A 13140-nucleotide genomic window follows, 5' to 3' on the forward strand; every position below is an offset into this window, starting at 1 on the left:
ATGAGGTGATTTTTAGATAAATTTATATTCATTGAAAAAGTCCTTTCAAAAAATAGTTAATGTGTTTGATGGGTTGCTTGTTAGAATAAAAATATATTTTTGTAATGGGTATTACTAATATATTCTTAACAATTAAGAAATGTTAATACTATATTTATAAATTTAAGCTTAAAAATAATTTAAGATAAAAAATATCTTAAATTTATAAACACCATAAAATAAGGCTTTGTAATTAAAAAATAATTTTTAAAAATTGTTATAATTTTATAATTATTATTTAAAAGGTATCATTGTGAGTTTTTTGTGGATTTTATTTCAAGAAAATAAATTTAAAATCATTCTTTTTTTGCTTTTTAGCATTTTTACTAGTATATTAGGTGTGCTAACTTTAGTTTTTATCAATGAGTTTTTATTAAAAACTAGCCTTGAAAACTCAAATATCATTGTGTATTTTGTGCTTTTATTGCTTGTATTTTTTGCGAGTTCTTCTTTTGTAGAAATTGCTCTAAGCTCGTTTGGGCAAAGTTTTATTTTTAAAATGCAAAGAAGGGTTGTAAAGCAAATTTTAGATACAAGTGTTTTGAGTATTTTAAACACTACTAAAGCAAAGATTTTAGCTTCTTTAAATAATGATGTGCGTAGTATTTCTTTTGGGCTTTTAAGGCTTCCTGAATTTATACAATCAAGTGTTTTGATTATTTGTGTAAGTGCTTATATAGCTTATCTTTCTTTAGAAATTTTCTTTTTGTGTTTAGCGTGGATAGTGTGTGTTTTTTTGGTGGATAATTTTTTGATGAGCAAAGTGTATTTTTATTTTAAAAATGCTAGAGAAAATGATGATGCTTTGCAAAAAAATTATCAAAATATTTTACAAGGACATAAAGAATTAACCTTAAATCCTTTAAGAGCAAAGTATTATTATGAAAATGAGTTTGAAAAAAATGCTTTGAAAAAGAAAAAAAGCTCCACTATGGGAAATATTTTGCATATTTTATCTAACAACTGGAGCAATAGTGCTATGCTAGCTTTGGTAGGAGTGGAGTTTTATATAGCTTTAAATTATGAACTTGCTAGTTTGCAAAGTGCTACGACTATCGCTTTGAGTGTGCTTTTTTTAAGAGCGCCACTTGGAGCTATGATAGGAAGTTTTCCTACGCTTATGATGGCAAAAATCGCTTTAGATAAAATTTCAAATTTAAATTTAGAAAATTATTCTCATGAGTTTAAACTCAGTCAAAATAAAAAAACTTGGCAAAAACTTTCTTTCAAAGATGTGTCTTTTGCATACAATGAAAAATTTGCCTTAAAACCTGTAAATTTTGAGCTTAAAAAAGGTGAATGTGTATTTTTAATAGGTAAAAATGGTAGTGGTAAATCTACTTTTTCTATGATTTTAGCAGGACTTTTTACAGACTTTAAAGGAAGTATTTTTTTAGATGATGAAAAAATAACTTCGGAAAATATTTACGAGTATAGAAGTTTAATTAGTGCTATTTTTAGTGATTTTCATTTGTTTGAGCATGTTTTAGAAGATGAGAAATTTAGCAAAGAGGACTTAGCATACTGGCTTGAAATTTTAGAACTTAATGAAAAAGTAGAACTTGTTGGAAATGTTTTTAGTACTATAAAGCTCTCAGCTGGACAAAAAAAGCGTCTTGCTATGCTTAATGCTTTACTTGAAAAAAGGGATATTTTGATCTTAGATGAGTGGGCTGCCGATCAAGATCCTATGTTTAGAAAGTTTTTTTATACTAAACTTTTGCCACTTTTAAAGCAAAAAGGCATTACTATATTTGCTATAACTCATGATGATGCGTATTTTGATATGGCTGATAGAATTTTACTCGCACAAAATGGTCAAATTTGTGAATTAAAAGGCGATATAAAAGAACTAGCAAAAAATGCCGTAGAAAAATTCTAGGCTTTGAAATCAAAGCCTATGATTACTTAGCTTTTGCATAAATTTCTTTTTCAATGTCTATGTAAAATTTAGCAATAGCACCATAAGCTTCTTCCCAAGCTTTTAGTGTAGTTTCATCTGCATTTAATACTACTTTAATAGCCTTTAAAAGACAAGCGCCTACTATAGGGTAATGTTCTTCTTTGACATTTAATTTTGTATGAGTGATAGCTACTTTATCAACAAAGCTTCTCATATTTTCTAAATTTTCTACATTTTTTGCTGCCATTAAAATAGCCATTGCTAAAGCTTTTGGTTGCTCTCCTGAAGCTTGTTTTTCCATATTAAACATAGGCTTTACTTCAGGATATTCTTCAAACATGATTTTATAAAATTCTTTAGTTAAAACTTCGCCATTTTTTTGTAAAATTGGCACACAATCTTTGATGATTTGAATTTGTTCTTGAGTCATTTTTTCTCCTTTGCATATTGTATTTTTGGTGATTATATAAAAATGAGAGAAAAAATATCTTGATTTATGTTAATTTTGTATCATTTTATTTTAAAATGATTATGTGTATCAATTTAAGTAAATATAAAGTGAATTATTAATATAATAATCCTTATCAATTTCAAAATTTAAAATTAAGGAAATTTATAAAATGAAAGCAAAAGTAGTTTTACTATCTTTATTAGCTGCTATGAGTTTAAGCGCTCAAGAGCTTACGATTTATTCTCATCGTCATTATGATTCTGATAAAGGAATTTTCAAATTATTTCAAGAAAAAACAGGCATTAGTGTAAATGTGGTGCAAGCTAAAGCTAATGAGCTTGCTAAAAGATTAGAAGTTGAAGGTAAAAATTCAAAGGCAGATTTGTTTATGACTGCTGATGCGGGAAATTTAGAACAAGTTCGCACAAATAATCTTTTTGTTTCAGTTAGCTCACCTGAGTTAGAAAAACTTTCTCCAAAAGAGCTAAGAGGTAAAAACAACGAATGGTATGCTTTTACAACAAGAGCAAGAATCATTATCGCTTCTAAAGATAGAATTAAAGATGGAGAGATTAAAACTTATGAGGATTTAGCTGATCCTAAATTTAAAGGTAAAGTTTTAGTAAGAAGTTCAAATAATGTTTATAATATCTCTTTATTAAGTGCAATGATTGATACTTTGGGTAAAGAAAAAGCAAAAGAATGGGCACAAGGTATAGCAAATAATCTTGCACGTACTCCAAAAGGTGGGGATCGTGATCAAATTCGTGCAATCTATGCAAAAGAAGGCGATGTAGCTATATCAAATAGTTATTATCTAGGGCATTTAGCAAATTCAAAAAATCCTAAAGATGTTGAAGCTGCAAATTCAGTAAAAGTGATTTTTCCAAACCAAGATGGTAGAGGAACACATATTAATGTAAGTGGTATAGGTGTTTTAAAAACTTCTAAAAATAAAGAAGCTGCTGTTAAATTTATCGAGTTTATGCTTTCAAAAGAAGCACAAGAAATTTTAACAAACCAAAATTATGAGTATCCGGTAAATAAAGAAGTAAAACCTGCTAAAATTTTACAATCATGGGGCGAGTTTAAAATTGAAAAACCAAATTTTGAAGCTTACTGGGGTAATGCTAAAGAAGCTTTAATGATTTTTGATGAAGTTCAATGGAAATAATTAAGGAAAAATAAAATTTGAAATTTTTAAGTCTAAGGTGGTCTTTTGCCACCTTTTTTTTCTGTAGTTTAATTATACTGCCTATACTTGCCATCATCTTGCACCTTCCTTTTATAGATATTAACACCTTAAAACATTTGAGTAAAAATGTCTTGCCACGATATATTTTTGGTAGTGCTTTTATATTGTTTGGTACTTTAGTATTGTGTTTGATTATAGGTTTAGTTAGTGCCTATTTGATAGCTTTTTATAAATTTTTTGGCTCGAAATTTTTTGAATGGTTTTTGATTTTACCTTTGGCTATACCTTCTTATGTGATGGGTTTTGTTTGGATTGATTTGTTTGAATTTCAAGGTTTAATCCCTACTTTTTTAGGCATTGATAGGCGTATAGATATCATGAATGCATATGGTGTGATTGTGATTTTATCTTTTGCACTTTACCCTTATGTGTATTTTTTTGCTAAAAATACCTTTGCTTATGGACTTGGTAATATCATTTTAAGTGCTAAAACACTTAAGGCTTCTAATCTAAAAACATTTTTCAAAGTGATTTTGCCATTTTGCCGTGTGGGTATAGTGGGTGCTTTGCTGTTGGTGGCTATGGAGGTTTTGAGTGATTATGGCTTGGTGGCGTATTTTGGCGTAGATACTTTTAGTGCAGGAATTTTTAGAACATGGGGAAGTGGCGGTGATGAAGTGAGTGCTGTGGCTTTAAGCGTGGCTTTGCTAGTGTTTATCGCACTTTTAATGCTTTTAGAAAAAATTCAAAGAGGCAAAAAAGGTTTTAATCAAAATGTATTTTTGCCTACTCCAAAAGATGAGTTAAAAGGCTTAAAGGCATTCTTAGCCTTTTTATGGTGTTTTTTAGTGGCATTTTTGGCCTTTGTCGTGCCTATTATATGGCTTGTTTATTGGGCCGGGTTTGATTTTATGCAAAATTTAAGCAATGTCTTAACACCTGCATTTTATAGCCTTAGCGTGGCTTTGGTGAGTTCTTTTGCTATTGTGGGGGTGGCATTTTATTTGTGTTTTGTGGTGCGTTTAAATGATACAAAAGCTTCTAAAATCATCCTTTGGCTTACGACTTTGGGGTATTCTTTACCTGGAGCTGTGGTAGCTGTGGGAATTTTAGTGATTTTGGGTGTGTTAAATTATATTTTTGATCTTTTATCTTTTGAATATGCCATAGGTGGTGGATTTTTAGTATTATTTTTTGGATATTTTGTAAGATTTTTAGCTTCAGGGATTTTTGCAACTCAATCAGGCTATGAGCGAATTTCTAAAAACATAGACTATGCGAATTTAACCTTAAAATCAAAACCACTTAAAATTTTCACTCAAATTCATTTTCCTTTGATGAAGCATTATTTAGCTTTAGCTGTGGTGATTATTTGTGTGGATATTTTAAAAGAATTGCCTATTTCGACTATACTTTCACCATCAGGTTTTCAAACACTTTCATCGCTTGTATTTGCTTATAGTGAAAATGAGTTAATTTACAATGTTTCTTTGCCATCTTTGATTATAGTGTTATTTGGGATTATTCCTACATTTTTAATGCATTATTTGCAAAATAAAAACAATCAAAAAGGACAATAATGGAAATCTTAAAAATTGACAATCTTTACAAATCTTTTGGAAAAACAGAAGTTTTAAAAGGAATTTCTTTGAGCTTAAAAGAAGGTGAGATTGTCAGTATTTTGGGAGAAAGTGGATGTGGTAAGAGTTCTTTGCTTGGTTGTATAGCAGGTTTTTTTGAAATCAATGATGGTAGTATTTATATAGGAGATAAACTAGTTGCTTCTAAGAGTGTATATTTAGCCCCACAAGAGCGTGATGTGGGGGTTTTGTTTCAAGACTATGCTTTGTTTCCACATTTAAATGTAGAAGAAAATATATGCTTTGGTATAAGCTCTTTAAGCAAAAATGAGCAAAAACAAAGACTTGATGAAGTTTTAGAAATTTTAAATTTAAATACACTTTTAAAGCGCTATCCAAATGAGCTAAGCGGTGGGCAAGCCCAAAGAGTAGCATTAGCAAGAACCATAGTTGCAAGGCCAAAAATCATACTTTTTGATGAGCCTTTTTCAAATTTAAATCACACTTTAAGCGTTAAAATGCGCAAAGAAATCAAAAATATCTTAAAAGAGCATAAGCTTAGTGCTATTTTTGTCACACATGATAAAGATGATGCTTTTTATTTATCAGATAATATTGCTTTGATTAAGGATGGGAAAATTTTAGACTATGGAAGCGCCAAAGAGCTTTTTTACAAGCCTAAAAATATAGATAGTGCTTGCTTTTTGGGCGAGGCATTTTTTATAGATCCAAATACAATTTTAGATGAGAAATTCAAAGCATATTTGCAAAGTAAAAATGGTATTTTACGCCCTAATGATATACAAATTTCAACTTCACAAACCCCTTTAAAAGCCAGTGTTTTAGAATGCGTGTTTTATGGGGATTTTTATGAGTTAAGTGTGAGTTTGGAAGGACATATTTTTAGTATTTATCATCATAAAGAGCTTAGTAAAAATGATGAAATTTATCTTAAGTTAAGCCAAACAAAAGAGTTTTAAGTCATAAATTTAATAAAGTTTATATTAAATATCTTATAAAATATAAACTTTAAAGGTTTAAAATGATACTTACAAATAAACTTGGTATAAAAAATCAACTAGAATTAGCCAAAGAAGAAGAAAGAATAAGCAAACTAAAGGCAAAAGCTTTGTTTGAAAGTGGTTTTTTAGATACATTAAAAGCAGGAAGTTTTGAAAGCTTAAGGGTGATTCATCAAAAATTATTTGAAGATATTCATGATTTTGCAGGAAAAATAAGAGAGGTAAATATTTCAAAAGGAAATTTTAGATTTGCTCCTGCTGTTTATTTACATGAGGCAATTAAAAAAATAGAACTTATGGAACGATCTTGCTTTGAACAAATTGTAGAAAAATATGTAGAAATGAATGTAGCTCATCCTTTTAGAGAAGGAAATGGCAGAAGCATGAGAATTTGGCTTGATTTAATACTTAAAAAAGAGTTGAAAAAAGTGGTTGATTGGAGTTTGATTGATAAAGATGATTATATAATGGCTATGCAAAGAAGTCCTATTAAAGATGTAGAGATAAAAATTTTACTTCAAAATGCTTTGAGTGATGACATTTATAGTTTTAATATTTTTGCAAGAGGGATTGACGCAAGCTATTATTATGAAGGATATACACTCTATAAAACAAAAGAGCTTTTTTGATGATTTAAAGCTAGTTTTATAATTTTTATTGACATAAGCTTGTTAATCTCAAATTCTTCTTATTGCATTACTTAATAATAAAACATTAAATCACAATATCAAAATAAAATTTGCTAAAGATTATAAAATAAAGTAAAATCACAGCAAAAAAAGGAAATAAATGATTAGTGTAGAATTAATAGAGCATATTTTTAAAGCAGCTTCTATATCAAGATGGAATGATTATCCTAGAATGACAAATTTAGTCGAGCTTGATAAGCAAGCACATAAATTTATCATTGCTTATTTCATTGCTAAAATGGAAAAAGATGTCAATATGCGCTTTATCATAGAAGCGGGGATTTTTGAGTTTTTAAGTAGGGTAGTAGTGACTGATATACGCCCTGATGTGTACCATGAAATAACGCGTGCAAAAAATGAGCAAGTAAGTGCTTGGGTGTTAAGTAAAATCGCACCGATGATTCAAGATATTGAAAATGGTGCATTTTTAAAACGCTATGAGCTTTTTTTACAAGGTAAAGATTATGCGAAAGAAAGGCTTATTTTAAAAGCTGCTTCGTATTTTGCGACAAGGTGGGAGTTTAATATAGTTTATCAAACTAGCTCGTTTTTAAGTGATATTGATGAGATTAAGGCTAAGGTTGAAGAAGAATTAGAAGATTATTATGAGTTAATTGGCGCAAGAAAAATAGCTCTTAATCAAAAAATTTCTAAAATAATCGATCTAAGTGGACGCTTGCGTTTTCAAAAAAGATGGGCACAAACTCCAAGGATTCCAGAAACTGCAGTTTTAGGACATATGCTTGTGGTAGCTATTTTGTCTTATTTTTATTCTTTAGAAGTAAAAGCATGCGATGGTAGAATAGAAAGCAATTTTTATTGCGCTTTGTTTCATGATTTGCCTGAAAGTTTAACTAGAGATATCATCTCTCCGGTAAAATATGGCATAGATGGTTTAAATGAAATCATCAATGAGTATGAAATGAAGCTTATTAATGAGAAAATTTTACCTTTTATACCACTATCTTTTAGAGAGGAATTTAGCTATATACTTGGTATTAGAGAAGGACAAAACGAAGAAAGTGCCTTTGTAAAAAATGAATTTGAAAATCGTATTTTTAATAACAAACCAAGTGTTTATAGTGGTAGTTTAGATGCTGTTAATGAAGATCGTTTTAAGGCTATTGATGGAAAGGCTTTGAAATATTGTGATAAGCTAGCAGCTTTTATAGAAGCAGCTTTGTCAATTAGCTATGGAGTAAAGTCCAAAGAGCTTGAAAGCGGTTTTGTGGGAATGTATGAATATTTTAAAACAAATCCGACTATTAATGGGGTAAATTTCTTTAGAATTTGTGAGGATATTAAAGGATATTTTAAACTTTAAAACCCTCTCCCAGATGACTGCGGCACACACTAAGTCTAAGTGCTCTGCTGTGTTCCCACCCTGAAGCGGTGCTTAAAAATAGCATTGCACAGGTCTAAGAGAAGGCAGTTGAAATAATACCTTAAAATATCTTAAAAAACATTGAGGTGAAGTATGTTGAGTATATTTGCAAACTTTTTATCTAAATTTAGAGAATTTTTTGTTCCTAGTCATTTATCTTTAGAATTTAGAGCAAAATCTTTTGCTGCTATTATTGTGGCAAATAAGACTATAAAAGCAGAAATTTGGCAAGTTTTGGCTGATATTGCAAGTGAAGTTTATCCAGATGATAAAAGCAGACAAGCAATTTTAGTGCAAACTTCTAAAGAATATGTGGATAGAGTTTTAAAAAATGAGCTTAGTTTAGATGCTTTGCTTAAAAATATTGCTTCACTTTTAAAGAAAAATCCAAGATATGCAAAAAAGATTAATTTTCATAGACTTGAGCGTTTGATGGATAAAAATGAAGAAGAAGCTTTAGTGCAACTTAGGGTGTATGAATTTTTTGAGCAAGAAATAAAATATATTTTAGAAAAAAATTCAAAAGAACCATCATGAAAGGCTAAAATTAGCGTTTCATGTTGATTGCTTTTTGTATCATTTGATCAGCTGTTGTGATACTTTTACTACTTGAATCATAAGCTTTTTGTAAAGTGATTAAGTTTGTAAATGCTACGGATAAATCTACATTTGATTGCTCTAAATAAGAGCCTTTAAAGGTTGCTGTGCTGAAATTTCCATTATCATCAAGCAAAAAGGTTGGATTACCGCTATTTCCTGTTTGTCCATAAAGATTTTCTCCTAGCTTTTCCAAACCTTGTTCATTGGTAAAATTAAACAAAGCAAGTTTTGCCATAGCTATTTGATCACCATTGGTAAAAGTGGCGATGATAGTACCATCTGTGTTGATAGAATAATTATTTAAAAACCCTTCACCTTTGCCATCTGTTTGTGTGTGTACTGAAGGCTGTTTATTTTTTAAAGCATGAAGTCCATCATAACCTGAATTTGGTATATTTGGATCATAATAAGAACCAAGGTTTATATTGACTTTTGTTCCATTGTTATCAACTGAGTTTAGAGTGCTAGATACCAAAGCTCCAGCTTCATTAAAGGTGATTAAACCTTCGGTAGTTCCACCTATTTTATTGCCATCATTATCATATACTTGAGCAACGGCTTTGTACTCTAAATCTGTGCCATTTTGCGGTAAAACTCTATCTAATTTAACCTTAACCCAACTAGTAGAACCATCAGGATTAATTAATTTTGCAGAAAGTTCTGTGCTATCAGCTACTTCTTTTTCTACACTTAAATGAGATGATTCTAACTTAGCTGTTTCTAAATCTACTTTATCTAGTTTTTGATTGTCAATACTAAAAGCCAAATTCTCATCTAAAGTAGCTTGTAATGTTTGACTAGCACCTTTTTCATCAGTAATTTTAAAATATATAGTATCACCAGGCTTTAAACCAAAAATTTGCTCATCTTTTACACTACCTGAAATTTTTACACTACCATCTTCATTTTTACTAAATTCAAATTTAGAAGCATCTACATCTACATTCACTGCTTCTGTTTTGGTGCTTGTGTCTAAATTTCCACTCCAAGTGATATTTTGTGTTGGTTGAGGTGGTAAATAAAGATTTTTAGGCACAGAAATAGGCCCTTGGGTATTAACTCCACCTATTTGGAAATTTTCTCCAGGTGTTCCACTCCAAGCTGTGGTAACTTTTTGTCCCATAACTTGACCAAACATATTAGAAACCCTATCGCTTAGCTGAATTTCTTTTAATGATGGATTCATAGTTCCAAGCACATAATTACCATTGGAATCTACTAAAAATCCATTTGCATCAGGTTTAAAAGCACCATTTCTAGTATAATAAACTCCATTGGCATTACTTACACCAAAAAAGCCCTTTCCAGCAATAGCCACATCAAATTCATTATCAGTAGAAACTAGTGGTCCTTGTTCAAAAACATCATTTGTAGCTCCTGCTACACTACCATAACCAGTTTGACCTTTGTTGTATGATTGGGTTGTAACAGTGCTGTAAAATACATCTTTGAATGCTACATCAGAGTATTTAAAACCAACTGTATTGACATTGCTTATATTGTGAGCAGTATTGTCTATACCATAACTTTGGGATTTTACTCCATTTACTCCATTGTAAAATGCTGTAAACATGATTTTATCCTGTAATTTCTTTAATATCTTCCCATTTAACCCAGCTACCGCCCATACCAACTAGAGCTTCACCATCTTCAAATCTTACACCAGTGATAGGATAAGCACCATAAGTTGAGTTAACTGTTGTTCCATCTTCACCTATATAATTTGCTCTTACATAGTATTTACCAGATGGCACAGGATTTCCACTATCATCTGTTCTATCCCAAACAATTTGTTTCATACCCGCAGTCATATCTTTAACTTTCATTGTTCTTACAGGATCACCTGCTTCGTTATAAATAGTAAATGTTACAGGTTCGCTATCTGATTTATAAGCTGAATCAATCTTAGCTGTTTTGATATCAACGCTTGGAGTATGTCCTATGATTTTAAAGGTTTGATCCTCGCCAACTACTGCTTTAACAGTTTCTTCTTGGCCTTTATCATCAACTAATTTTACATATACAGTTTCCCCAGGCTCTGCTATTTCTTTATCTACCTTACCTGTAATGTCTAATTTGTCTTCACCATTTTTCTTAAGTTCAAAACCTTCAGTGTCAATATCAGTCTTTTTACCTTTTTGTGGTTCTTTTGGTAAATACATATTAATTTGAAATTGTATATCATCATCTGCTACCACAAGATAATCATCTTTAACTGTTGCAAGTTTTCCAACCGCAGCTAATGCACTCATACCGGTACTTGCTGCAATAGAATTTTGTAGTTTCGCCATCGCATCTACTAGTTGAGTCATGGTTTTATTGGTGTTATCTTGCATTTCAAGTGCTGAAAGTTGTGCTGTTTGAGTAAGCATTTTTTCAGTATCCATAGGATCGGTTGGATCTTGGTGTTGAAGTTCTATCAAAAGAAGCTTTAAAAATGCATCCTTGTCAAGTTCTGCTCCAGGGTTATAAATCAACCCACTATCGCCTTCTCCAGCTCTAGCATTTCCTTTTGCATTTGGCATATCTTTAGTATTAAGTGTTGCTAAAGGACCTTGAAGAGTTTGTGTATTTATATTTGACATAAAAATCCTTTTTTATATATTTTTAAAGCTTAAAGCAAAAAATATTCCATTTAAAAATATTTTGCTAAAACCATTTCTAAGCTCGGTTTTTCTTGAATTTCTTTTTCGAAATTCACCTTATCTTCTTTATTATTGTTATTTTTTTGTTTTTGTTGATTATTGTGTTCTTTTCTTTCTTGATTATTAAAATTCATTTCTAAATTTGTAAAGCCCATGTTTACAAGAGCGTTTTTAAACTCAGCTTGATGTTGTATGAAAAGATTTAAAGTATTTTGATTAGAATTAAAGCTGATGTTTAGATTAGATCCTCTTTGGACTAAGGTAACTTCTACTTCTCCAAGATTGTGTGGATTTAAAGTTATACTAAAGCGAGTTATAGGTGCTTTATAACTTTCTAGTTTGTCTTTAAATTCTTGGGCAAAATCATTGAAAGTTTCTTTCATAGGAATATTTTGATTTTTCACAAAATTATTGGAAACTCTATTCATTTCTTTCACGTAAGAATTTAAATTTTCTTCATTATGATCACTATCATCTTTTGTAAGTTCTTTGGTGGTTTTGAAAATATCGTTAAAAACATCTGTATTTTGAGTATTTTTTTCTGTTTTTAATTGTTTTTCTTGAGTATTTAATAAATTCTCTAAATTAATTTTTAAATCTTGATTTTGTAAATTTTGAGTATTTTTTGTATTTGTTAATTCAGCTTTTAAGTCCTTTGAATTTTCTAAAACAGAACTTATTTTTTTACTAAAACTATCTTCACTGGTAGTTAATTTTTCATTTTTTAATATTTCTTTAAAATCTATTTTTTCTTTATCTTTAATTTCTTTTTTTAAGTTTGAATTTTGAGTTAGATTAATGAGTTCTATATCATTTAATTTATCATTTTTATTAATATTTTTTATATTTTTTATGTCTTTTGTTTCTTTGTTATCTTGAATTTTTTCTATAAATTTTTCTTTGAAATCTATATTTTGAATATTTTCTTTTACTTTTACATCTTTTTTTGGAAGCTCTATGTTTTTTAAAGCAGAAGAAAGTAAAGAAACACCTTCGTTTTCTTTGCTTTTTATATTTTTATTTGTATTTGGTTCTTCTTTTAAAAGTTTGGTGATTTTTTGATTGATTAAATCTTGAAAAACATTAGTATTGTTTTGTTTTGCATTTTCAAAAAAACCTTTTTTATCAAGATTTGGAAAAGCTTCTTTTAAATCTTTGATTTGTTCAAATTTTATATTTTTTATATTTAATCCAAGTTCTTTTGCTATATTAAAAAGCTCATTGATATTTTTTATATTTTTTAACTTGTGCAAGCTTTTTTCAAGAGCTAAAATAGCAGTATTATCTTGGACAAGTTTGTTTAATTTTATATCCTTGCTATCACTTTGTAAAACTTCTAGTAAAGAAAGAATTTGCATAAAATTTGCACCTTCAAAAAGCTTTAAAGCATCCTTTTCGTCTAATTGAACTTTATCATCAATGGTTTCTTTTAAGCTTTCGTTTTTATTTTCTTTTTGTGGTGCTTTAAAGTCTTTTGGTAAACTTCCATCTTTTTCATCTATAGCTTGCAATAGTGAATTTAAAAATTCTTCTCCATCACTATTTGAATTAGCACTTTCTTTGCTAGGATTTTCATTTTGTGGAGCGATGCTTAGTAAGTTTAAAGCATCGCTAGCTTGGATATTTGACATT

11 protein-coding genes and 1 other RNA gene are annotated in these 13140 nt (G+C 29.7%); 7 read left to right on the forward strand and 5 right to left on the reverse strand.

Going from position 1 to position 13140, the window contains the following annotated elements:
- Window positions 1–292 precede the first annotated feature (292 nt).
- Window positions 293–1921 carry a multidrug ABC transporter permease/ATP-binding protein gene (locus L8V77_RS05615; RefSeq protein ID WP_263707080.1) on the forward strand — a complete coding sequence of 543 codons (1629 nt, stop codon included), beginning with the start codon at window positions 293–295 and terminating at the stop codon, window positions 1919–1921.
- 22 nt (window positions 1922–1943) lie between these two features.
- Here L8V77_RS05615 and cgb read toward each other — a convergent pair whose 3' ends face one another.
- Window positions 1944–2372, reverse strand: coding sequence for a single-domain globin Cgb (gene cgb / locus L8V77_RS05620; RefSeq protein WP_257397236.1), 429 nt, complete (start codon window positions 2370–2372; stop codon window positions 1944–1946).
- A 190-nt stretch (window positions 2373–2562) separates the two neighbouring features.
- On the opposite strand from cgb, the gene L8V77_RS05625 reads away from it, so the two are divergent.
- The 5 genes from L8V77_RS05625 (at window position 2563) to L8V77_RS05645 (ending at window position 8203) form a co-directional block, all read left to right on the forward strand.
- Window positions 2563–3567, forward strand: a complete 1005-nt coding sequence (locus L8V77_RS05625) for an extracellular solute-binding protein (RefSeq protein ID WP_263707081.1) — start codon at window positions 2563–2565, stop codon at window positions 3565–3567.
- A 17-nt stretch (window positions 3568–3584) separates the two neighbouring features.
- Window positions 3585–5168 (forward strand): ABC transporter permease, encoded by a 1584-nt coding sequence (locus tag L8V77_RS05630; RefSeq protein ID WP_263707082.1) that lies wholly within the window; start codon window positions 3585–3587, stop codon window positions 5166–5168.
- On the forward strand, window positions 5168–6148 hold the full coding sequence (locus L8V77_RS05635; RefSeq protein ID WP_263707084.1) for an ABC transporter ATP-binding protein: 981 nt from the start codon (window positions 5168–5170) through the stop codon (window positions 6146–6148). The genes L8V77_RS05630 and L8V77_RS05635 overlap by 1 nt, the downstream gene beginning before the upstream one ends.
- 62 nt (window positions 6149–6210) lie before the next feature.
- A complete protein-coding gene (gene fic, locus L8V77_RS05640; RefSeq protein WP_263707085.1) occupies window positions 6211–6819 on the forward strand; it encodes a protein adenylyltransferase Fic in 609 nt (202 codons plus the stop codon).
- 160 nt (window positions 6820–6979) lie between these two features.
- The gene (locus L8V77_RS05645; protein WP_214119062.1) at window positions 6980–8203 is read left to right on the forward strand and encodes an HD domain-containing protein; all 1224 of its coding nucleotides are present in this window, start codon (window positions 6980–6982) and stop codon (window positions 8201–8203) included.
- Between the two features lie 3 nt (window positions 8204–8206).
- On the opposite strand, the gene ffs is transcribed toward L8V77_RS05645, so the two are convergent.
- Window positions 8207–8304: signal recognition particle sRNA small type (gene ffs / locus L8V77_RS05650), an RNA gene on the reverse strand.
- Between the two features lie 52 nt (window positions 8305–8356).
- Here ffs and L8V77_RS05655 point away from each other — a divergent pair.
- On the forward strand, window positions 8357–8800 hold the full coding sequence (locus L8V77_RS05655) for a hypothetical protein (RefSeq protein ID WP_263664035.1): 444 nt from the start codon (window positions 8357–8359) through the stop codon (window positions 8798–8800).
- 10 nt (window positions 8801–8810) lie between these two features.
- Here L8V77_RS05655 and L8V77_RS05660 read toward each other — a convergent pair whose 3' ends face one another.
- The 3 genes from L8V77_RS05660 to L8V77_RS05670 are packed head-to-tail and all read right to left on the reverse strand — an operon-like array spanning window position 8811 to window position 13139.
- Window positions 8811–10436: a flagellar hook protein FlgE gene (locus L8V77_RS05660; RefSeq protein ID WP_263707086.1), complete on the reverse strand. Its 1626-nt coding sequence runs from the start codon at window positions 10434–10436 to the stop codon at window positions 8811–8813.
- A 4-nt stretch (window positions 10437–10440) separates the two neighbouring features.
- Window positions 10441–11448, reverse strand: a complete 1008-nt coding sequence (locus tag L8V77_RS05665; protein WP_263707087.1) for a flagellar hook capping FlgD N-terminal domain-containing protein — start codon at window positions 11446–11448, stop codon at window positions 10441–10443.
- 50 nt (window positions 11449–11498) lie between these two features.
- Window positions 11499–13139: a flagellar hook-length control protein FliK gene (locus tag L8V77_RS05670; protein WP_263707088.1), complete on the reverse strand. Its 1641-nt coding sequence runs from the start codon at window positions 13137–13139 to the stop codon at window positions 11499–11501.
- Window position 13140 lies beyond the last annotated feature (1 nt).

The organism is Campylobacter sp. IFREMER_LSEM_CL2127 (assembly GCF_025771745.1).
Lineage (GTDB): Bacteria > Campylobacterota > Campylobacteria > Campylobacterales > Campylobacteraceae > Campylobacter_D.

What these genes read in the sequence shown, in the direction of transcription:
- L8V77_RS05665 (WP_263707087.1), bottom strand. Translation starts at nt 11,448, where the DNA reads ATGTCAAATATAAATACACAAACTCTTCAAGGTCCTTTAGCAACACTT.
- L8V77_RS05655 (WP_263664035.1), top strand. Translation starts at nt 8,357, where the DNA reads ATGTTGAGTATATTTGCAAACTTTTTATCTAAATTTAGAGAATTTTTT.
- L8V77_RS05660 (WP_263707086.1), bottom strand. Translation starts at nt 10,436, where the DNA reads ATGTTTACAGCATTTTACAATGGAGTAAATGGAGTAAAATCCCAAAGT.
- L8V77_RS05645 (WP_214119062.1), top strand. Translation starts at nt 6,980, where the DNA reads ATGATTAGTGTAGAATTAATAGAGCATATTTTTAAAGCAGCTTCTATA.
- L8V77_RS05635 (WP_263707084.1), top strand. Translation starts at nt 5,168, where the DNA reads ATGGAAATCTTAAAAATTGACAATCTTTACAAATCTTTTGGAAAAACA.
- L8V77_RS05625 (WP_263707081.1), top strand. Translation starts at nt 2,563, where the DNA reads ATGAAAGCAAAAGTAGTTTTACTATCTTTATTAGCTGCTATGAGTTTA.
- L8V77_RS05670 (WP_263707088.1), bottom strand. Translation starts at nt 13,139, where the DNA reads ATGTCAAATATCCAAGCTAGCGATGCTTTAAACTTACTAAGCATCGCT.
- cgb (WP_257397236.1), bottom strand. Translation starts at nt 2,372, where the DNA reads ATGACTCAAGAACAAATTCAAATCATCAAAGATTGTGTGCCAATTTTA.
- fic (WP_263707085.1), top strand. Translation starts at nt 6,211, where the DNA reads ATGATACTTACAAATAAACTTGGTATAAAAAATCAACTAGAATTAGCC.